This is a genomic window from Bartonella sp. LJL80 (assembly GCF_054871565.1).
This window is the reverse complement of the sequence record NZ_JBTXLM010000002.1, coordinates 195,743-216,874: the sequence shown is the minus strand read 5'-3', so window position 1 is coordinate 216,874 and position 21,132 is coordinate 195,743. Positions and strand designations below refer to the sequence as shown.

Below are 21,132 nucleotides of genomic sequence, written 5' to 3'. Positions count from 1 at the left end.
CAACCGATAAACAGGCACCCAATCAATTGGGTAGAAAAAGGCAGTCGCTGATAAGCCGGCTGCCTTTTCTTTTGCATTTTGTCAGTGTTTATGCTTGGAAGCAGCATGCATAAAATTTCGACAGATCTGCTTTCCTGGTATGACAGGCATCATCGTGTGCTGCCTTGGCGCGTTACACCGGTTGAGTTGGCAAAAGGCATAAGGCCTGATCCCTACCGCGTATGGCTTTCGGAAATTATGCTGCAGCAGACAACCGTTGAAGCGGTTAAACCCTACTTCGAGAAATTCCTCAAAAAATGGCCTGATATCTTTTCTTTGTCAAAAGCCAGTCAAGACGAGATCATGAAAGCATGGGCGGGGCTTGGCTATTATTCTCGCGCGCGCAACCTGAAAGCATGCGCTGACCAACTCGTCAAAGAATATGATGGGATTTTCCCACAATCTTTAAAAAAACTGCGGGCACTTGCCGGTATCGGCGATTACACATCGGCGGCCATAGCGGCTATTGCATTCAGTCGTTCTGTCGCCGTTGTCGACGGCAATGTCGAACGCGTTGTGTCAAGACTGTTTACAATTGATACCCCCCTACCCAAAGCGAAAGTGGAAATCAAAGAGAAAACCCAGGAAATCACACCGATAGAGCGGCCTGGAGATTTTGCTCAGGCAATGATGGATTTGGGGTCTTCCATTTGCACGCCGCGCAATCCGGCCTGCATTATATGCCCGCTTGAACAATCCTGCGGGGCAAAAGCTGAAAACCAGCCTGAACACTATCCCGTCAAAGCCCCCAAGAAGGCGCGACCAGCCCGCATGGGGGCGGCCTTTGTGGCTCTCAGCGATGACAATCAGGTTTATCTTGAAAAGCGTCATGATCAAGGACTTTTGGGTGGAATGACCCAGATACCGAATAGTTTCGGCCCTGACGATGATGAGATGCCTTGCACGCCGCCTTTTGCGGCAGACTGGCAGTTAAAAGGCCAAGCCAATCATATATTCACCCATTTCTCGCTCACTTTGGATGTATATCTGGCTAAAAATGTCGATAAGAAATTAGCAGGAAATGGCTGGTGGTGTCCGGTGGACATGTTGGGACAGGAAGCTTTGCCGACGGTCATGAAGAAGGCCATAACAACCGCAATAGCGTTGCGTTTTAAGAAAAACCACTAACGCAAACCCTAAAGCTGCAAAGCATCGGTAACAAGCGCATGTGAGCTTCAAAACCCGGCTGAAAACATTGTGACGTTTCACCGTCATCTTCAGATGGTTAAATGCTCCACTGTAGTTATGGGCTTCAGAAAAAATAGCAAATTTGCGAACTTCATGAAAAAAGCGTGTGCTCTCGCACACGCTTGAAATAGATCGGAGACTGGAGGTTATCCGATCTTATATTTATTAAACGCCGGTTTGGGCCATTTGTTCCCGAATCGTCAGACGAAGCTCGTCAATAAGCCTTAACTTGCCCTGTTCTTCGAAATGCCAGAATGTCCAACCATTGCAGCTTTCTGAAGCTTGTGCCTTGCGTCCCATCATATGGATCGAACCCGCTTCCCCCGCATAAACAATCGTACCATCGGCACGGATGATAGCGGAGTGCTGCTTCTTTTTGTCATGAAGAACCGTACCGGGTTTAAGCAGACCAGCTTCGATCAGACTGATAAAAGCGATACGCGGTTCCGCTCTCTTGCCGGTAAGGATAGCAAGTTCGGGTTTTGCCAGCGGTTCAACAGCATTGATACGCTCAACCGCCGCATCAATGTAAGACTGTTCGCGCTCAATACCAACGAAATCGCGGCCTAGCCGTTTGGCCACGGCGCCTGTCGTACCTGAACCAAAAAATGGATCGAGAATGACATCACCTGGCTTTGTTGACGACATAATAACACGCGCCAAAAGCGCTTCCGGCTTTTGTGTCGGGTGAATTTTACGGCCGTTATCGTCTTTCAACCGTTCTGAACCCGTGCAGATGGGAAACAACCAGTCCGACCGCATTTGCACATCTTCATTCGCAGCCTTCATGGCCTCGTAATTAAAGGTGTATTTTTTTGCCTTCTGGTCGCGTGAGGCCCAGATCATCGTCTCATGCGCATTTTGGAACCGTCTGCCGCGAAAATTCGGCATGGGATTGGTTTTACGCCAAATAATGTCATTCAGCATCCAGAAGCCCAAATCCTGAAGCGCTGTTCCAACACGGAAAATGTTGTGATAAGAGCCGATAACCCAAATCGTACCATTCGGTTTCAAAACACGCCGGCAAGCCAAGAGCCATGCCCGGGTGAACGCATCATAGGCTGCGAAACTATCAAACTGATCCCAAGCATCATCAACCGCATCTACCAGCGTATGGTCTGGACGGTGCAATGCACCTTCAAGCTGCAAATTATAGGGCGGATCGGCAAAGATAGCGTCGACCGACTGGCTTGGAAGTTTTTCCAAGGCAGCAACACAATCGCCTTTGAGGATTTGGTTGCGCCATGCTTCTTCTGGGGAAGCGGTAACAAGATCTTTTACAAGACGTACAGCGGTCATGGGATACTCGACTACACTTACTCAAACACTGCCCCATTACCAAAACGACTCAAGGGCTCGACTGTTGTTATGGTTACCGGATAGGGTAAATATGAAGTTAAACGCCTGAATAAAAACGACGGCTAGTCATAAATCGACCGATTTTTTATGCATATTGAGCAATGAAACCGTTTCTGATTTGCATTTGGAGCAATTCCCGAAAAGTGTGAAGCCATCGGTAGGAGAAGTGATTCACTGGATCAATTTTTTATCCTGCTCCTATCAGATAAGAATTTCGGTAAAACGAAGAGTCAGATTAAATCTATCGTTCATCATAATGAAGATTTGCCCTAACGGGCTGAAGCGATTACAAACAGCGATATAAATCTGAAAGCATACAGGGAAAGCATATGCCACAAATTGATCTGGTCATTTTTGATTGTGACGGGGTATTGGTAGATTCGGAATTTCTGGCTGCACAAATCGGTTCGCAATTGCTTACCGAAGCAGGACATGAAATTTCGGCTGAAGAACTCGGCAACCGTTATGCCGGTCTGGTATTTGTCGACATTCTCAAAGAAATCGAACGTGAATCCGGGCTTCCTATCTCGGCAAGTCTGATCGACCGCGTGGCGGAAATTTTCCGCGAACGGATTGAAACGGAATTGCAGGCAATTGATGGTGTACGTAATGCTGTGGAAGCTGTTGCGGCCCTCTATCCCTACTGCATCTGTTCCAATTCAAAAAGTGAAAATGTTGAACGCATGCTCACCATTGTCGGCCTTTATGATCTTTTTGAAGGTAAAATTTTCTCTGCACCGGAAGTTGGGACCAAAAAGGTCAAACCTGCGCCGGATGTTTATCTTTTCGCAGCCGATAAATACAAGGCAACTCCGGCAAATACGATCGTGATTGAAGATTCCGTGCATGGCGTCCACGGCGCGACGTCTGCCGGCATGCGCGTAATCGGTTTTACCGGAGGCAGCCACGCCTATCCGGGGCTGGCAGACGCTTTGACGGAAGCTGGTGCAGAAACGGTTATATCACGTCACACAGACCTTCCGGCGGTCATTCAAGCCATGGCCGAGTGGAAAGACCTGTAAAAACGTTGATGTCATAGTATAGGAATGCGGGCGCGGATTTCTTGTACCAAAGAAAGGTCTATCTCGCTTATCAACAATTCCGGTGCGGCGGCAGCCTGTGCCCGCACCATACCGGTCGGATCTATCACCGCGCTACGTCCAATACCTAACGGTGCCGTTCCTTGCGGAGGCTGCCATGCCTGACCGCATGCCAAAACCCAGCACTGGGCGTCAGCAGCGCGGGCCCTTGTCAACAAATCCCATTGCTCAGCTTTAGCTGGCCCATCGCCCCACGAAGCACACACGGCAATGATCTCTGCCCCTCTTTTCGCCAGCGTGGAAAACTGCTCACTGAAGCGCAGGTCAAAACACGTTGCAATGCCGATAGTTCCGAAAGGCGTTTTGACAACGACATAGTGGTCGCCGGCTTCCACCGTATCTGATTCGCGGGCACCGAAAGCATCAAACAAATGAACCTTGTTGTATGTGTCTTCAACGCCATGCCCGAAAAGCAATACGGTATTTTTAACCCGCTGATTGGCAGCTGGTTGAAACATGCCAGCAATAATAAGCAGATCGCCATCAATGGCAGCCTGCCGCATGGCGGATGCGAAAGCTCCATCCAGCGGTTCAGCCTGCAAGGGAAGATCAGCGGCAAAGGACACCTGGGCAGCTTCAGGCAGGACAAGGATTTTAGCGCCGGCAGCTTGTGCCGCGGCTGCCATGCGCAATGCCTGCTCTATATTGGCTTTCTTATCAATCCCGCTTCGCATTTGCCCCAGGGCAATTTTTACACACGCCATGGAATCCCCCTTGTCGTTGCAATGACCGCGCCGGTCAACACCATCATTCTGCTGCAGACAGGCAAGCAGACGGCCTTTCAAGCACAAATGGCCATCGTAAGATCGTTGCGATGGCGCAATCTCTGGTTACTTCCGGGCGCCTTCATCATAGCCGACATAGATGCGAATATTCTTCGATGTTGGCTTCGGCAATGAAATCTGATCGTCTACGAAGATAAATTGGGTTGCTTCAGAACCGTTGCTGATTTTGACAGGATATTTATGCAACTTGGAATAAACCACACTGTCGCCCTGTATGATAACGACGCGGATTGGCATAGTAATCGTACCGGCTTTGAACATCGGGCCTGGAACAACGCGGCCAGCGGCTGCCACTTTCATCGTCAGTGTCGTGTCGGACGTATCGCAAGAACGTGTCACGTCACTGATTGCGGCCTGATAGATCACCTTTGTCGGATCATCTTTACCACCGCGATCATACGTATTGTAGAAAGAGGTACCGTCACGCAATGTAACGAGAGGGCAATAGGCACGCAATTGTGCTTCGGTAATTTGCGGCTCGACCGGTTGCTTCACTGCCCCCTTATTGGCACAGCCTGACAATACGGCTGCGGCAGCAACAAAAAGGCCTAAACCCAATGAAAAACGCGAAATCGATTTTTTATCCATGAAGTGGACTTCCCTCGAGTGGTAAACCTGTTCTATATCAACGCTTGATAAATTCAGCGCGCCGCTGTTTTCTCGCTTTTTGCAAGATTTAGCAAGCCCGCTTTCATTACAGGACGATTAAATCGCCGTCAAAAGTGTCAAAATGACGGAAAATCTAAGTATTTTCCGCAGCCAATGCCGAGGAGTTTTTGAATGGAATATATCAGCACACGGGGGAATGCACCGGTTCTTGGCTTTTCGGACACGGTTATGGCAGGACTAGCGCGCGATGGCGGACTGTATCTTCCAGCCAATTTTCCGCAATTTTCTCCCGGTGCCTTGCGGGCTTTGCGCGGCAAGTCTTATGCTGCAATAGCCAAAACAATCCTCTGGCCTTTTGCCGAAGGTGATATTGAACGCGCCGCTTTTGAACATATGATTGACGAAGCCTATGCAGGTGTTCGTCATCCGGCCACCTGCCCCTTGGTGCAGACAGGGCCAAATGAATTCATTATGGAGTTGTTCCACGGCCCGACATTGGCATTCAAAGATGTTGCCATGCAGCTTTTAGGCCGCCTTATGGACTATATATTGATCCAAAAAGACCAGCGCGCTACCGTTATCGGCGCGACATCGGGTGATACAGGCGGCGCCGCCATTGAGGCATTTGCCGGTCGTGAGCGCAGTGATATTTTCATTCTTTTTCCAAAAGGCCGCGTCTCGCCCGTCCAACAGCGCCAAATGACAAGCAATCATAGTGCCAATGTCCATGCCTTGGCTATCGAAGGCAATTTTGATGATTGTCAGGCATTGGTCAAAGCCATGTTCAACGATCATAATTTTCGCGACCGTATGGCGCTTTCCGGCGTCAATTCCATCAATTGGGCGCGCATTATGGCGCAGATCGTCTACTATTTTACCACTGCTATTTCTTTGGGCGCACCTGACCGTGCTGTTTCTTTCACGGTACCCACGGGCAATTTTGGTGATATCTTCGCAGGCTTCGTTGCCTCACGAATGGGCTTACCCATTGCACGGCTGGTCATAGCTACGAATGATAACGACATATTGGCGCGCACACTGGAAACGGGCGTCTATGAAACCCGCTCGATTATCCATACAACATCACCATCCATGGATATTCAGGTTTCATCCAATTTCGAACGCCTGTTGTTTGAAACCGGGGATCGTGATCCGGTGTGGATCCGTAATGCCATGGAAAACCTCAAGCAATCGGGGCAATTTACTGTCGATGAAAAGCGTCTGGAGCACATCCGCGCCCTGTTTGCGGCAGGAAGCAGTACGCAAAATGAGACTGCACAGATGATCAACATGCTCTATAAAGAAAGCGGCTACCTTGCCGATCCACATACGGCCATTGCTGTCAAAGTCGGGCGAGAGCATATGGAAGCCAATATACCGATGATTACGCTTGCAACCGCCCATCCGGCAAAATTTCCGGAAGCGGTCGAGGATGCCTGCGGCATCAAGCCGGAGCTTCCCCTATGGCTCGGCGGCCTTATGGAGCGAGAAGAACGCTTTCAGGTGCTTGCCAATGATGAAAAAGCCGTCAAAGATTATATTTCTTCAAAATCGCGTGCATCCTGTTAACCTTGGCCGCATTTTATAAAGACAGATGCGCTGCAATATGGTTTTCTGAAGCAATTGGGTTAGACAAAGGAGTCATAGAAGTATGGGTGTAGATATCAGCCGCTTGAGTAATGGTTTGACTATCGTCACACATACCATGCCGCAGATCGAGAGTGTGGCACTTGGCATCTGGGTCAAGTCCGGTTCGCGCAATGAGCGTTTTGAACAGCACGGCATGGCGCATCTGCTAGAGCACATGGCCTTCAAGGGGACGGAAAACCGCACTGCGTATAAAATCGCCACCGATATTGAAGATGTCGGTGGGGAAATCAATGCGGCAACAAGCGTGGAGACCACTGCCTATTTTGCACGTGTTCTGAAAGATGACATGCCTTTGGCTGTCGATATTCTCGCAGACATCATGACCTCATCTCGTTTCGACGAGGATGAACTCGAACGGGAAAAGCAAGTCGTGCTACAGGAAATCGGCGCAGCCCATGATGTTCCTGACGATGTGGTTTTCGATCATTTTACCGAAACAGCCTTTCGCCACCAGACCATTGGTCGCCCGATCCTCGGCACACCGGAAACGGTACAGTCTTTTACGTCTGCCGATTTGCGCGGCTTTCTGAACGAGCACTACAGCGCTGACCGGATGATCATCGTTGCGGCCGGTGCAGTAGAGCACGATGCATTCCTGCGTGAGATTGAAAGTCGGCTTGGAACATTTCGTGCCCATTCAACTGCACCCTTGGCCGATCTGGCCAATTATGTCGGTGGAGATTTTCGCGAATATCGTGATTTGATGGATGCGCAAGTCCTATTAGGCTTCGAAGGGCGGGCGTATCATATGCGCGACTTTTATGCCTCTCAGCTTCTTTCGATTATTCTGGGTGGCGGAATGTCATCTCGTCTTTTTCAAGAAGTACGGGAAAAGCGTGGCCTTTGTTATTCAATTTATGCCTTTCATTGGGGATTTTCCGATACAGGTCTGTTTGGCGTTCATGCTGCTACCGGCCAGGATGGTTTGGAAGAGCTCATTCCGGTGGTGCTGGAAGAGCTCTATAAAGCCAGCGAAAAAATCGATATCACCGAGCTTGACCGAGCGCGCGCACAATATCGCGCCAACTTGATGATGTCGCGGGAAAGCCCGTCGAGCCGAGCTCATTTGATAGCACGGCAAATGCTGCTTTATGGCCGCCCTATTCCAACTTCGGAGATGATGGAGCGGTTGTCATTGATCACACCTGAACGTCTTTCCGATTTGGCGGAGCGCTTGTTTGTCGATTCAAAACCGACACTGACTGCCGTTGGTCCCGTCGGGCCACTCATGGGCTTTGATGATTTGGTTTCGGCCTTATCTTCTGGCACCGGACGGCGTTTTTAAACGGTGAATGCAGAAAGGAAACGGCATGTTCAGAATGCCCTTCCGGCGGCAGCCGCAAGAACCGCGAAAAAACTATGTGGTTCCGAGTTTGCAGACGGAGCGGGTCTATCTGCGCTTTCCCCTGCTGGATGATTACATTGAATGGGCAAAGCTGCGCACGCAAAGTCGCGCATTTCTGGAACCATGGGAGCCGCTTTGGCCAAGCGACGCCCACACTTTAGACCGTTACAAGGCGCATTTGGAGCGCTATATGGAAGGTCGGCGTACCGGTCAATATTATGTTTTTTTCACTTTTGACAGCAAAACTGATGATCTTATCGGTGGAATAAGCTTGGGAAACATCCGTCGGGGTGTCGTGCAAAGCGGACAGATCGGCTATTGGTGTGGAGAAAAGTTTGCCGGACAGGGTTTTATGCGTGACAGTCTGGAATTGATGGTCGATTTTGCCTTTCAACAGTTAAAGTTGCATCGGCTGGAAGCTGCCTCTATTCCGACAAATATGCGGTCCATTCGTCTTTTGGAAAAATGTGGCTTTTCCAAAGAAGGACTTTTAAAGGCCTATGTTAAAATACATGGTGAATGGCAGGATCATGTTCTCTATGCCCTGCTGGAAACCGAATGGCCAATCCAGGCAGGTGAAAGTGAGGCGTTGTGAAGAGTTTTGGTAAGGTCGTCGGCGTAATCGTTTTTATGGTATGGGGGCTTATCTGCCTGGCCATGCCGGCGCTGGCCATTGAACCGGTTGCAATATCTTCACAAGATACAGCGCTTGACCTGTCGCGTGCGGTGGAAATCCACCAAAGTCAGGGCAATACTTTTCAGACATCTACCGCGCCGGGGCCGGATGGCATCGTTCGCCGTATTGAGGTTCAGGGCAATGGCGAGCGTGGTCAAAGCAATTGGGCGGTCTTTGCAATTGCCAATCCCACCGATGACCAGATTGATCGCCTTATCGTCGCCCCGCATTATCGTATGGCTGGTTCCGGATTATTGTGGCCGGATCTTGGCTCGGTGCGTATCCAATCAATCACGCCGAGTGAAGGCTTTGCACTTGACCGGCAGGCCAGCCCCGATTCCGATGTTTTCCGTATCACCATCAATCCGGGTGCCGTCATCACATTCGTCGCCGAATTGGGTTCGCCCAATCTGCCACAGGTATATCTTTGGGAACCGGAAGCCTATAAGGATACGATCAACGCCTATACCCTTTATCACGGCATATTGCTGGGCATTTCGGGACTTCTGGCACTACTTCTCAGCATCCTGTTTGTTGTGCGTGGCACGGGTCTGTTTCCGGCTACCGCGGCGGTTGCATGGGCTGTTCTTGCCTATATCGGTATCGACTTCAACTTTCTCAACAAGCTTTTCGTCATCGCACCGGGCACAGAACCGATCTGGCGCGCTGGAACGGAAGTCGCACTTGCGGCCTCGCTCTTTATTTTTCTCTTTACCTATCTGCATCTCAACCGCTGGCATTATCATTTCAGCTATGGCGCGATAGCATGGATTATCGCGCTTTGCGGGCTTGGTGCGTTTGCCATCTACGACCCGACGCGCGCGGCTGGCATTGCCCGTCTATCCTTCGGCCTGACAGCGGTCCTCGGTGTCTTGCTTATCGGTTATCTTTCCATTCGTGGATATGACCGCGCCATTATGCTGATACCGACATGGCTGCTCATCATCTTCTGGCTCTGTGGTGCCTATGTCTGTGTCACCGGCCAGCTTGATAATGATATTGTGCAACCTGCGCTGGCGGGAGGGCTGGTACTCATCGTATTGTTGATCGCCTTTACTGTCATGCAACATGCTTTTTCGGCCGGTGCCTTCCATCAAGGCCTGTTCTCGGATTTGGAACGGCAGGCATTAGCAGTCATGGGAGCGGGTGATGTCGTGTGGGATTGGGATGTTCGCCGCGACCGTGTGGTGGTCAATCCTGATTTGACCGCTTATCTTGGTTCCGCCGCGAGCCAATTGAATGGCACCATCCGAAACTGGATTAGCGTATTACACAGTGACGACCGCGACCGCTTCCGTGCCGTGCTTGACATCATTCTCGACACGAGAAAGGGACGTATCGACCAAATTTTCCGCCTACGTTCTGGCGACGGCCACTATCATTGGTTCTCCCTGCGTGCCCGACCCGTCATCGGCTCTGACGCTGAAATTGTTCGGGTTGTTGGAACCCTCGTTAATATTACCGATCATAAAAAGGCTGAAGAACGGTTGTTGCAGGATTCAATCCACGACAATCTGACAGGTCTACCCAACCAACAGCTTTTTCTCGACCGGTTACAGAATTACGTTAATCTGGCACTGGCTGCCAAACAGGTTCGCCCCACAGTTTTTGTTATTGATTTTGATGGTTTCCGCGACATTAATCACCAATTCGGTATGTCGGTGGGTGATACATTCCTGCTGACCATTGCGCGTCGTCTTGGCCGCCTTATCACTCCGCAAGATACACTATCGCGACTATCTGCCGACCGTTTTGCCATTGTTTTGACAAGCCAGATTGAACCGGCAAGAATCGCGGCCTTTGCCGAACTGTTACAAAAAACAGTCGCAGCGCCTATTCTATTTTCGCAGCGTGAAATAAAGCTTTCTGCTTCCATCGGTCTTATGACATGGACGGAAGGCAGCTCGAATGCTGAAGATATTCTCAGCGATGCAGAGCTTGCAATGGTCCACGCCAAGAAAACCGGCGGAAACAGAATCGAGCCATTCAGGCCGAATTTCCGTTCGCTCGGTCTTGAACGAAACAGCATGAGCAACGATATCCGTTACGCATTGCAGCGCAATGAAATCAAAGTCCTTTACCATCCTGTTCTCGACCTCAATGACGGTCAAATTGTCGGCTTTGAAGCGATGCTGGAATGGCACCATCCGCGGCACGGCAATTTGGCCGCACCCGACTTTATCGACGCTGCCGAAAGCGAACATATGGTTATGGCACTGGCGCAGTTTGCCATGACGAGTGTCATTAGCGACCTGTCTCATATTCAGGAGCGTTTCCCAAAGCAATCATTCTTCGTATCGGTCAACTTGCCGAGTGCTGAAATGGTGCATCAAGATTTCGTCAATGAGTTGCGCTCCATACTGGTACGTAACCCGATCAATAAAGGGCGTTTGATGCTGGAGATGTCAGAAGCCATCCTGATCGAAAACCCTGAGCAGTCGGCCAATCTCTTGGAAAAAATCAAAGCATTGGGGATTGGGCTGGCCTTGGATAATTTTGGTACGGGATATTCTTCTCTCGCGTTCTTGGTGCGTTATCCCTTTGACATGATCAAGCTTGACCGTTCACTTTTGACTGTCGATAGCGCGAAGAAAAAAGTCGTCTTGAAATCCATCATCAGTATGGCCCACGATCTAGAGCTGAAAGTGATTGCAGAAGGTGTCGAGACGGAAACAGAAGCCGTTCTGTTGAGAGATGAGGGCTGCGAATTCGTACAGAGTATCGTTTTCACGGAACCCGTCGGCATAGAAGACCTGATAACTCTGGTGATGAAGCATCCTACAGCCAAGGCTTACGGATAGAATACTGTTCACATGGCTTAGTCTCTGACAGATAACATTGATCCTGACGCAGCTTATGGGCGTAACGCGATAGGTTAAACGATTGGTCACAGCGTTTTTTTAAGGATTGCAAGCAGCGCTGCGGCCTATATTAATCGCACGAAAAACCTCCGTCTAAAGGCCTTTGTCATTCCGTGCATGTCATACTGATCGGCATCAGGTCTGTTTAAGCATGTCCGGCTTGTGCGACGAGAAAGGTAGGGTCAATGCCCATGCGTTTCAGACTTTGCTCATACTGGTGATCAAGATCACCCGTAAACAGAAAATCCGGGTCGACGGGACTTGTCAGCCAGCCATTTGCGGCCACTTCAGATTCAAGTTGTCCACCAGCCCAACCGGCATAACCAAGCGCCATGATGGCTTGGTGCGGGCCTCTACCCATGCTGATTGCTTTTAAAATATCGGTTGTAGAGGTCAAACAGATTTTATCGGTAACGGGTATTGTGTCTTTACACGCGTAATCGTCGGAATGGAGAACAAAACCGCGCGATCGATCCACAGGACCGCCATTGCGCACGGGAAATAGTTTTGCAGGCTCGGGAAGGTGAATGGCCTGTGTTTGATTGATAATGCCCAATTGAACAAGCAAATCGGGGAACGCCATATCCTGTCGTTGATTGAGTACCAATCCCATGGCCCCTTCATCTGAATGGGCACAGATATAAATAACAGTGCGGTTGAAACGTTCATCGCCCATACCCGGCATTGCGATAAGCAAATGTCCGTTTAAAAATCCATCACGTTTTTTCATCGCTCTCATTTTTTCCATAAACAGAAGGTTAAACGTGAATAAACGAAGTGCAAGAAGAAAATAGGACTTTCGTCGAAAAAGTCTTAAAACAGCTTATTGCAAAAGACCGGCAAGGATGAATGACAGTGCAACGTTTTGTATCGCTATGTTTTTGGACATTTTTTGCAATGATTGTATCACCATTTGCAAATGCTGGATCAGAGGTGAGCGACGATTTGGTGGCGACCGCTTGGCATGAAATGGAAGGCGGGCGTGTTCGTATTGCTTTAGACAGGAGCGTTCAATCCGATACACGAGAAGGCGTGATTGTGATCCATCTGAAACCGGGATGGAAAACCTACTGGCAAAACCCCGGTAATTCAGGCATGGCACCATTCTTCACGTTCGACCAAAATGTTTCCTACAGCATTGATTATCCGACACCGCACCTCTTTCAAACCGGCAGTGATTGGTCGATAGGCTATAAAAACAATGTTCTTCTGCCTTTCACTCTCGATAAAACCCAAGGCCAAAGCAAGCTGAGTGGTTCGCTTACGTTAGGCATATGCGAAAAGATATGCATCCCATTCAATGTCAATTTCTCTTTCAGTGATGGTAATAATTCACTTGATTGGGAGCCGGCTTCTCTTTTAACCCTCGCCAAAAGCAATTTGCCACATAAAGCGGGCGACGATCTGGTGTTGAGCGCTATAAGGAATGGTAAGGCGTTGGAGGTGATAATCAAACATCCTGCCGCTATGCCCATTTCCGAACTCTTTCTTGATGGCGGCGATATGCAAATCGGCATACCCAAGCTTGTAAGTCAGGGCAAAAATGTGACAAGCTTCACATCTGATATCTTATTCGATATCTCCCAACAGCCTCATCAAATAACTTACATAGCCGTATCGAATGAAGGAGCCCTACGCGGTCAATTCACGCTTGCCGGTGATGCAAAATAGGTCATGAAGCTTTGCACTTAATACCTGAAGCATTTGAGCGGTTCAAACTACAAGCGTCAAACTTTTGGCTCATAAGCAGTAGTGACTAACGATTCTCGGCCACACCCTTGCGGGCCAATTCGTCTGCGCGTTCATTTTCAGGATGCCCTGCATGCCCTTTAACCCAGTGCCAGCGCACCTCGTGGCGTGCCCTTGCTAAATCGAGTGCCTGCCATAATTCCGCATTTTTTACCGGTTTTTTGGCAGCGGTGCGCCAGTTGTTCCGCTTCCAACCTTCTATCCAACCCGATATCCCATCGCGCACATAAACCGAATCTGTATAGAGGTCGACTGAGCAAGGCTCTTTCAAAGCGTTTAAAGCGCTGATCGCTGCCATCAATTCCATACGATTATTGGTCGTATCCGGCTCGCCGCCATAAAGCTCGCGTTCATGCCCGTTCCAACGTAAAATGGCGCCCCACCCCCCAGGCCCCGGATTACCCGAACAAGCACCATCGGTATAAATTTCAATAGTTTTTACCGTCTTTTGCACGTTTAAAGCCCGATTTCTGAAGGTGAGTGCACATCACGGAAAAAGTTGAGTTTGCGCCAATATTCCATCGGGTCTTTTTTGACGACAAGGCTGTTGGCCGGCGTATTGAACCAATCATAAAGGCGCGTTAGGAAAAAGCGTAATGCAGCTCCGCGAGCCAAAAGCGGAATCGCAGCAACCTCTTCACTATTTAACGGGCGTACAGCACGGTAGTGGCGTAACATCCCCTGCCCTTTCGTGAGATTGTAAGAAAAATCACGCTCGAAACACCAGGCATTGAGGCAGATAGCAAGATCATAAGCAAAGGAATCGCTGCAGGCGAAATAAAAATCTATAATGCCAGATAGGTGGTCATTGAGAAAGAACACGTTATCGTTAAAGAGATCTGCATGGATGATACCATGAGGCAGAGTAACAGGCCATTCTTGTTCAAGACAATCAATTTCCTGATCAATTTCAGCAGTAATGCCGACAGAAAGCTCGTCAGCGCGCGCACGACTATTCATCCATAAAGGTCGCCATGCATCAACTGACAGGCTGTTTTTGCGGCTCATACCAAAGTCTTCACCCGCGACATGCAGTGCGGCCAGACCTTTTCCCACCTCGCGGCAATGCTGCGCGTTGGGTTTGCGCATCCACATTCCCTCAAGAAAAGTAATTATTGCTGCCGGTCTGCCAGCCAATTCACCGATCATCGCACCGTCATTGCGCAGAACAGGTTGCGGGCATGCAATGCCTTTTGCACTGAGATGCTGCATCAGACCAAGAAAAAATGGCAAATCGTCTTTCGCAACTCGCTTTTCATACAAAGTCAGGATGAAACTGCCTTGCTCCGTATGCAGCATGAAGTTGGAATTCTCGACGCCTTCGGCAATACCGCGGTAAGAAAGCAAACCGCCAATGGAGTATGCTGCTAGCAAGGCTGCCAATTCATCTTCATTGATATCGGTATAGACAGCCATTACCTTTGCTCCGCTATCAGGTCGACTATGTTGAAATCTTCATTGTCGTCAGGAGCACCATTCCCGTTGACGAATGCCATGTCACGCGTCGTCAAAACCACGTCGCGCAATTCGCGATTAACCAGAAATGTCTCATGCTCTACCGTGGTTTCAGCAAGCTCGATCGTGACTTCGTAACGTTGTTTGAAAGCGGCAATAATTTCATCAACAATAATTTCCGGTGCAGACGCACCCGCCGAAAGACTGACAACATCCAGGTGGCCGGTCTTATCAAAATCGATTTCGTCAGCACGCTGGACAAGCAGGGATTTTTTTGCCCCAAAGCGTTCTGCCACTTCCACCAGTCGACGAGAATTAGAGGAATTTGGCGCACCAACGATAAGAAAAAGATCACTTCCCGGTGCAGCAGCCTTAACCGCATCCTGACGATTGGTTGTGGCATAGCAAATCGATTCTGCGGCTGGTGCTTGCATATCGGGAAAACGACGCTGTAGAACCTCGAGGATACCGGCCGTATCCTCCACCGACAAGGTCGTCTGCGTGACAAAACCCAACGCTTGTGGATCTTCCGGCTGATAATGCAGCGCATCTTCAACCGTTTCAATCAGCGTTACCGCACCTTCATCGACCTGCCCCATCGTGCCAATCACTTCAGGATGACCGGAATGGCCGATCAATATCACATGGCGACCGTGGCGTTGATGACGCATAGCCTGTTTATGGACTTTTGAAACAAGCGGACATGTGGCATCAAGATAAAAGAGATTGTGTTGCCGCGCTTCTTCCGGCACCGATTTTGGTACACCATGGGCTGAAAATACGACCGGCTGCCCACGATGTTCCGCTGGAATTTCTTCCAGCTCTTCCACAAACACAGCACCGCGCGCTTGCAAACCTTCAACCACATAGCGATTGTGAACAATTTCGTGTCTTACATAGACCGGTGCACCATATTTTTTCAGCGCCAAGACGACGATTTGTATGGCACGGTCAACGCCAGCGCAAAAGCCGCGTGGCCCGCAAAGGCGTATCGTCAATGGTGGTCTTAAAGCCATACCTATCCCTTGAAGTCTGCGTTATCAGGCACTCACATGCGCCATTGTGGCCGCATATACAAGAAGCACAAAAAGAAAAAGTGCGATTGCCAGCCCCTTGGCGCGGTGACGTTGCGCCAATTTCTGGCTTTCACTCAATGTCAACTGCTCTATGTCGATCTTGTTATCATCCATTTTTACATACCCCAGAAGGCCATCAGCCGCGCTGCCAGCGATTCGACCAGAAGCACAGCAAATAAAGCGGTGAGGTAGAAAAGCGAGAAGAAAAACAGTTTTTTTGCAAAAGGAAGCGTTTGTTCCTTGGTTTGCGTTTTCCAAAGCTGGAAAGAACGGTAGACGAAAATGATGCCTAGAACTGTTGACACAACCCCATAGGTGACACCGGCAAATCCCATAAAATACGGTGCTATACCGCAAATCGCCATGATGACAGCATAAACGAATATCTGGTTTTTGGTTGACCGCTCGCCGCGCACATTTGGCATCATCGGCACGCGTGCAGCGCCATAATCTGTCGTTGTGAATAGCGAAAGCGCCCAAAAATGCGGAGGTGTCCACATGAAGATGATGAGAAACAGCACAATGCTTTCCCAACTGATTGTACCGGTAGCGGCGGCCCATCCGATCATCGGAGGGAATGCGCCTGACGCACCGCCAATAACAATGTTTTGCGGCGTCGAGCGCTTCAACCACATTGTATAAATCACGACATAAAAGAAAATGGTAAAAGCCAGAAATGCGGCGGAAAACCAGTTGATGAATATGCCCATCGTCAGAACTGAAAGCGCCGAAAGCACCAAACCGAAGACGAGGACTTCACCGCCGCTGATCTTGCCAGCTGGAATAGGCCGTTTCTGTGTACGCTTCATAATTGCGTCGATATCGGCATCATACCACATATTCAGTGCGCCGGACGCACCGCCGCCAACGGCAATACACAGGATCGCGAGGAAGCCTAAAACCGGGTTGATTGAGACAGGGGCTACAAGCATGCCGACCAGTGCCGTAAAAACAACCAGCGACATAACGCGCGGTTTTAACAGCGACATGTAATCATTTGCATTGGCCTCTGATGGCTGCTGCATATTTCGGGGCTCAGATACATGCTCTGATAATGACATTATTGACCGACCTTTTTATCGCAGGCATATTTTGACCAATGGAACTTGCCGATATCTGGAATGGCTAAACGACTTTTTATGAGCCACAACATTTTCACTGAACGCATATCCCACCGTGGCAAACTCCATATCCGGTATCGTGATAAGAAACAGAGCTTTTACAAAGATTGCCCTTCATATCACATCCGGACCATTTCGGCGACCATAGGATATGGCCACTGAAATGTCATCTGGAAATACGCGGTACACGAACCCAAGCTTGTTCGGGTGGGGAAGGCAACTGCCATTCCAAAGTCTGCGCACCTTCGCCCCATGGAGAGCGCGTTGCCTTCTGACGTCGGATAAATGTTTCACACACGCCATAGAGAAATACCAGCACGGAGGAACCCGCAAGAATTGCACCGATGCTTGAAACTGCCACCATGAAGGGCATTCCTGAAACCGCCCCATCGATCAATTGGCGCAAATGTTGAGGAAGGAAAATCGCATTCACGCCGACGAACATCATCCAGAAATGGAGCTTGGCCGTGGCTGCACGACAGGAAAATCCTGTCATCTTCGGCAACCAGTAATACCAGCCCGCAAATATGGCAAAGACTGCGCCCAATGAGAGAATATAGTGGAAATGAGCCACAAAAGCCGAGCTATCAAAACCATTGACTCCACTGGTCGAAAAAGCAAGCTGCAAAGCAGATACCAAGCCCATAAGAACGGTGAAGAAGAAGCCAGCGGACCAAAGCATCGGTGTTTGAAACGTAAAGCGGCTTTTAATCAAAGTCATGAACCAGCTTAACAGAATGAAGCCTGTTGGAAGTGCAATCAAAGGCAGGGCCACATAGAAATAGCGTTCCATGGCTTGCGGTTTATGAACCTGAAACAGATCATTGCTCCACAGTACGAAGCCAATGGTGCCAATAGCAACCATTGCCGCAACCACTGCTTTTTCCATCCATAACGGACGGTTGCAAAAAGTTGTAAATATCTGGCTGACAATGCCGAAAGCGGGCAAAAGAAGCACGTAAATTTCAGGGTGACTGAAAAACCAAACCATCATTGGCAGTTCCGCATTGCCAAAATCGCCACTAAATACAAGCTGCGTTAGTGCTGCAAGCATGGCCGGAACCGACATAACGCCTAAGAATGCCGAAATGAGTACCGACCAGACAAAAATCGGCATATGGGCAAGGGACATGCCAGGCGCACGCATCGTGATGATCGTTGCGATGAAATTGACGAAAGTCAGCACAAACGAAACCGATCCTAGATAAATGCTGGCAAGCAGCAGTGCCGCAAAAACATTTGCATTCCCTATAGAAAAGATTGCTGAAAAGGCTGCTAAAATTGACAGCGGCAGCAAAATGAAGGCCAGCATGTTCAGGCGAGGAAACGCAACATTTTGCGTACCGATCAACAAAGGTACAAACCAATTGGCAAAACCGCCAATAAGCGCCGGCATAACCATGAAGAATACCAGAATCAGAGCATGCGCCATATTGACAAACGACAAGAACGCCGGGTCTGAAGACGATGCACCATTTAAAAATTCAATATCAACACCATTCATCGCCAAACGAAGAATAATGGAGAAGGCGGCTCCGATAACACCTGCAACAATAGCCAGCACAAGATAAAGCGTGCCGATTGCTTTACTATCGCATTGGATCAATGATGAAACAAAACCGGTTTTCATATGTTCAGACATTCGCTCTGCCAGTATTTTGATGCGCCCAATCTGCCGAAGACACGGTTTGTCATCCCGGCAGACAAGCTATTTGGCTGTTGCTTTATCAACATTTTCAATGCGAAACAATGCGACAAACGGCCTCAAATGCCAGCGACGCACAAAAGCTTGGCCAAATCTCCGCGTTTTTGCCATGTTCTGGTGACATAAAATGTGGCAAAGACCATCTGAGCTGTGAAAGCTTGAGTTTGGAACCACAAGTTTACTTTTCATGAAGGCGCAAGCGCGATAACGTCATGATGATTCGAGCAGGAGTTTTTATGGTACTTCGTCAATTCTTCAAACGTGCGTGCGTTATGTCCGCTTTTGTCATGTCGCTTGGGTTTCTCACCCTCAGCGGGGCATGGGCGCAAGCGGCAAACCAGCAAGATGTTCCCGCGCCCAAGACATTTGGCGCATGGACAAAAATTTGCTCACTACCACCCGGTACTCCCAATATACAGTGCGAAGTGGTGCAAAATGTACGCGCGCAAGATCGCCCCGACATCACCTTTCGCGTGACTTTGTATAAGCTGCCGAAAAATCAGGGCACATTGATGCGGGTGTTCGTGCCTATTCGGGTTGAGTTGCGGCTTGGTGTCGGCATTAAGATCGACAACAAAGATATGGGCAAGATGGAATATCGCCGTTGTCTGGGTGACAACTGCGTAGCAGAAGCATTTCTTAAAGATGAAGACTTGAAGGCCTTCCTTAACGGTAAAATGGCAACCTATTTCATCTTTACGACGCCCGAAGAAGGCGTAGGCGGCCTCATTGACCTCAATGGCCTTAAAGACGCTTATGGCGCGTTGCCAACGGAATAAGCTGTCCTCAACATCAAAGCGAGCAGAACCGGTTCCCGCGAACCGGTTTTGGTTTTGGTGATCAAAATAGACAGTTTCGATCGAATTCAAATAACGGATAGGACGGCCGCAATGAAATCGCTTATCGACCAATTCGACATTGGCGCTCATGATGTCCAATCACAGGTTCAAGAAACCTTGAAGAACGCCGATGACGGCGAATTATTTCTTGAATATCGTGAAAGTGAATCCCTGTTATTCGATAATGGCCGCCTCAAAAACGGTTCCTTCCATCAAGATAGTGGTTTTGGTCTGCGTGCAGTGGCCGGTGAAGCGACCGGTTATGCCCATGCAGGCGAGTTGTCGGCAGCCGCATTGAAACGGGCGAGTGATGCGGCGAAAGCCGTTACCAGTGGCTATTCCGGCACTTATAGTGCTGCGCCGCGCGGCACAAATACCAAACTTTACGCAGAAACCAACCCGCTTGATGCGCCAGCTTTTGAAGAAAAAGTCGCGCTGTTGGAAAAGATTGATCGCTATATACGCGAGAAAAACGACACGGTAAGGCAGGTTACTGTTTCACTTGCCGGTTCGCTGCAACATGTAGAAATATTGCGGGCAGACGGCCACCTTGTGCGTGACACAAGACCGCTGGTTCGACTATCGGTTTCGGTTGTGGCCGCCAAAGGTGACCGGCTTGAAAACGGCTTTTATGGTTGTGGCGGCCGTCAAACCTTTGACCGTTTCATCACATCGGAGAATTGGCATTATGCTGCAGACGAGGCTTTGCGCATGGCTTTGGTTAATCTGGAAGCCGAAGCCGCACCGGCCGGTACATTTGATGTTGTGCTGGCCAATGGTTGGCCTGGCGTCATGCTGCACGAAGCTGTCGGACATGGGTTGGAAGGTGACTTCAACCGTAAGAAAACATCTGCCTTTGCAGGTCTTCTCGGCCAACAGGTCGCCGCTAACGGCGTGACGGTTGTGGATGACGGAACGATTGCAGAGCGGCGTGGCTCTTTAACTGTCGACGATGAAGGTACACCGTCTGGTCGCAATATTCTCATTGAAGACGGCAAATTGGTCGGCTTCATGCAAGACCGTCTCAATGCCAGACTTATGGGGATGGAAGCAACGGGAAACGGGCGACGTGAATCCTACGCACATGCGCCCATGCCGCGTATGACCAATACGATGATGTTGGGCGGCCAACATACGCCGGAAGAAATTTTGCAATCCTTGAAAAACGGTATCTATGCCGTTTCATTCGGTGGCGGACAGGTCGACATAACGTCCGGCAAATTCGTTTTTGAATGTACGGAAGCCTATCGCGTCGAAAACGGTAAAATCGGCGCACCGATCAAAGGTGCAACATTGATTGGTAATGGTCCCGATGCCATGAAGCGCATCTCGATGATCGGGAACGATCCTAAATTGGATAATGGTATCGGCATGTGTGGCAAAGCCGGTCAAAGCGTTCCTGTAGGTGTCGGTCAACCGCATTTAAGGATGAACGATATGACGATTGGCGGGACGGCCGTTTGATCGGCTCGTTTTAAACGACAGAGCGGATGGATTGTGCCTGTTGTTTGTAAGCTTCCTATTTGCTTCATCCTGCACGAAGTCGAAACCTTCGGCAGCCAATTTTATTATTCT

The 21,132-nt window shown here is 49.5% G+C and carries 19 protein-coding genes; 9 read left to right on the top strand and 10 right to left on the bottom strand.

Going from position 1 to position 21,132, the window contains the following annotated elements; translation table 11 throughout:
• Nucleotides 1-105 precede the first annotated feature (105 nt).
• Nucleotides 106-1,167, top strand: a complete 1,062-nt coding sequence (gene mutY, locus ACYSNS_RS05245) for an A/G-specific adenine glycosylase (RefSeq protein WP_461722094.1) — start codon at nt 106-108, stop codon at nt 1,165-1,167.
• A 225-nt stretch (nt 1,168-1,392) separates the two neighbouring features.
• Here mutY and ACYSNS_RS05240 read toward each other — a convergent pair whose 3' ends face one another.
• Nucleotides 1,393-2,526, bottom strand: a complete 1,134-nt coding sequence (locus tag ACYSNS_RS05240; RefSeq protein WP_461722093.1) for a DNA methyltransferase — start codon at nt 2,524-2,526, stop codon at nt 1,393-1,395.
• A 389-nt stretch (nt 2,527-2,915) separates the two neighbouring features.
• Here ACYSNS_RS05240 and ACYSNS_RS05235 point away from each other — a divergent pair, with 389 nt between their 5' ends.
• On the top strand, nt 2,916-3,608 hold the full coding sequence (locus ACYSNS_RS05235; protein WP_461722092.1) for an HAD family hydrolase: 693 nt from the start codon (nt 2,916-2,918) through the stop codon (nt 3,606-3,608).
• Nucleotides 3,609-3,619: 11 nt separating this feature from the next.
• Here ACYSNS_RS05235 and ACYSNS_RS05230 read toward each other — a convergent pair whose 3' ends face one another.
• Together ACYSNS_RS05230 and ACYSNS_RS05225 are read right to left on the bottom strand one after the other, a co-directional pair.
• Nucleotides 3,620-4,471: a nitrilase-related carbon-nitrogen hydrolase gene (locus tag ACYSNS_RS05230; protein WP_461722091.1), complete on the bottom strand. Its 852-nt coding sequence runs from the start codon at nt 4,469-4,471 to the stop codon at nt 3,620-3,622.
• Between the two features lie 45 nt (nt 4,472-4,516).
• On the bottom strand, nt 4,517-5,059 hold the full coding sequence (locus tag ACYSNS_RS05225; protein WP_461722090.1) for a hypothetical protein: 543 nt from the start codon (nt 5,057-5,059) through the stop codon (nt 4,517-4,519).
• A gap of 192 nt (nt 5,060-5,251) precedes the next feature.
• On the opposite strand from ACYSNS_RS05225, the gene thrC reads away from it, so the two are divergent.
• The 4 genes from thrC (at nt 5,252) to ACYSNS_RS05205 (ending at nt 11,552) form a co-directional block, all read left to right on the top strand.
• Nucleotides 5,252-6,649, top strand: coding sequence for a threonine synthase (thrC, locus tag ACYSNS_RS05220; protein ID WP_461722089.1), 1,398 nt, complete (start codon nt 5,252-5,254; stop codon nt 6,647-6,649).
• An 82-nt stretch (nt 6,650-6,731) separates the two neighbouring features.
• The gene (locus tag ACYSNS_RS05215; protein ID WP_461722088.1) at nt 6,732-8,015 is read left to right on the top strand and encodes a M16 family metallopeptidase; all 1,284 of its coding nucleotides are present in this window, start codon (nt 6,732-6,734) and stop codon (nt 8,013-8,015) included.
• Nucleotides 8,016-8,040: 25 nt separating this feature from the next.
• A complete protein-coding gene (locus ACYSNS_RS05210) occupies nt 8,041-8,670 on the top strand; it encodes a GNAT family N-acetyltransferase (RefSeq protein ID WP_461722087.1) in 630 nt (209 codons plus the stop codon).
• Nucleotides 8,671-8,705: 35 nt separating this feature from the next.
• Nucleotides 8,706-11,552: an EAL domain-containing protein gene (locus ACYSNS_RS05205; RefSeq protein WP_461722392.1), complete on the top strand. Its 2,847-nt coding sequence runs from the start codon at nt 8,706-8,708 to the stop codon at nt 11,550-11,552.
• Nucleotides 11,553-11,757: 205 nt separating this feature from the next.
• Here ACYSNS_RS05205 and ACYSNS_RS05200 read toward each other — a convergent pair whose 3' ends face one another.
• Nucleotides 11,758-12,342, bottom strand: coding sequence for a YqgE/AlgH family protein (locus tag ACYSNS_RS05200; protein ID WP_461722086.1), 585 nt, complete (start codon nt 12,340-12,342; stop codon nt 11,758-11,760).
• 119 nt (nt 12,343-12,461) lie between these two features.
• Here ACYSNS_RS05200 and ACYSNS_RS05195 point away from each other — a divergent pair, with 119 nt between their 5' ends.
• A complete protein-coding gene (locus ACYSNS_RS05195; RefSeq protein WP_461722085.1) occupies nt 12,462-13,283 on the top strand; it encodes a protein-disulfide reductase DsbD domain-containing protein in 822 nt (273 codons plus the stop codon).
• An 85-nt stretch (nt 13,284-13,368) separates the two neighbouring features.
• Here the strand turns inward: ACYSNS_RS05195 and rnhA are convergent, their stop codons facing one another.
• The 6 genes from rnhA to ACYSNS_RS05165 all read right to left on the bottom strand — a co-directional run bounded on the left by rnhA (nt 13,369) and on the right by ACYSNS_RS05165 (nt 18,655).
• Nucleotides 13,369-13,815, bottom strand: coding sequence for a ribonuclease HI (gene rnhA / locus ACYSNS_RS05190; protein ID WP_461722084.1), 447 nt, complete (start codon nt 13,813-13,815; stop codon nt 13,369-13,371).
• 2 nt (nt 13,816-13,817) lie between these two features.
• The gene (locus tag ACYSNS_RS05185) at nt 13,818-14,777 is read right to left on the bottom strand and encodes a homoserine kinase (RefSeq protein WP_461722083.1); all 960 of its coding nucleotides are present in this window, start codon (nt 14,775-14,777) and stop codon (nt 13,818-13,820) included.
• Nucleotides 14,777-15,832 carry a 4-hydroxy-3-methylbut-2-enyl diphosphate reductase gene (ispH, locus tag ACYSNS_RS05180; protein WP_461722082.1) on the bottom strand — a complete coding sequence of 352 codons (1,056 nt, stop codon included), beginning with the start codon at nt 15,830-15,832 and terminating at the stop codon, nt 14,777-14,779. The genes ACYSNS_RS05185 and ispH overlap by 1 nt, the downstream gene beginning before the upstream one ends.
• 24 nt (nt 15,833-15,856) lie before the next feature.
• The gene (locus tag ACYSNS_RS05175) at nt 15,857-16,006 is read right to left on the bottom strand and encodes a hypothetical protein (RefSeq protein ID WP_461722081.1); all 150 of its coding nucleotides are present in this window, start codon (nt 16,004-16,006) and stop codon (nt 15,857-15,859) included.
• Nucleotides 16,007-16,008: 2 nt separating this feature from the next.
• Nucleotides 16,009-16,953, bottom strand: a complete 945-nt coding sequence (locus ACYSNS_RS05170) for a heme o synthase (RefSeq protein ID WP_461722080.1) — start codon at nt 16,951-16,953, stop codon at nt 16,009-16,011.
• Nucleotides 16,954-17,179: 226 nt separating this feature from the next.
• Entirely contained in the window at nt 17,180-18,655 is a 1,476-nt protein-coding gene (locus ACYSNS_RS05165) for a cbb3-type cytochrome c oxidase subunit I (protein WP_461722079.1), read from the bottom strand.
• A gap of 350 nt (nt 18,656-19,005) precedes the next feature.
• Between ACYSNS_RS05165 and ACYSNS_RS05160 the strand changes: the two genes are divergently transcribed.
• Both ACYSNS_RS05160 and tldD read left to right on the top strand, forming a co-directional pair.
• Nucleotides 19,006-19,497 (top strand): invasion associated locus B family protein, encoded by a 492-nt coding sequence (locus ACYSNS_RS05160; RefSeq protein WP_461722391.1) that lies wholly within the window; start codon nt 19,006-19,008, stop codon nt 19,495-19,497.
• Nucleotides 19,498-19,608: 111 nt separating this feature from the next.
• Nucleotides 19,609-21,021, top strand: a complete 1,413-nt coding sequence (gene tldD, locus ACYSNS_RS05155) for a metalloprotease TldD (protein ID WP_461722078.1) — start codon at nt 19,609-19,611, stop codon at nt 21,019-21,021.
• Nucleotides 21,022-21,132 lie beyond the last annotated feature (111 nt).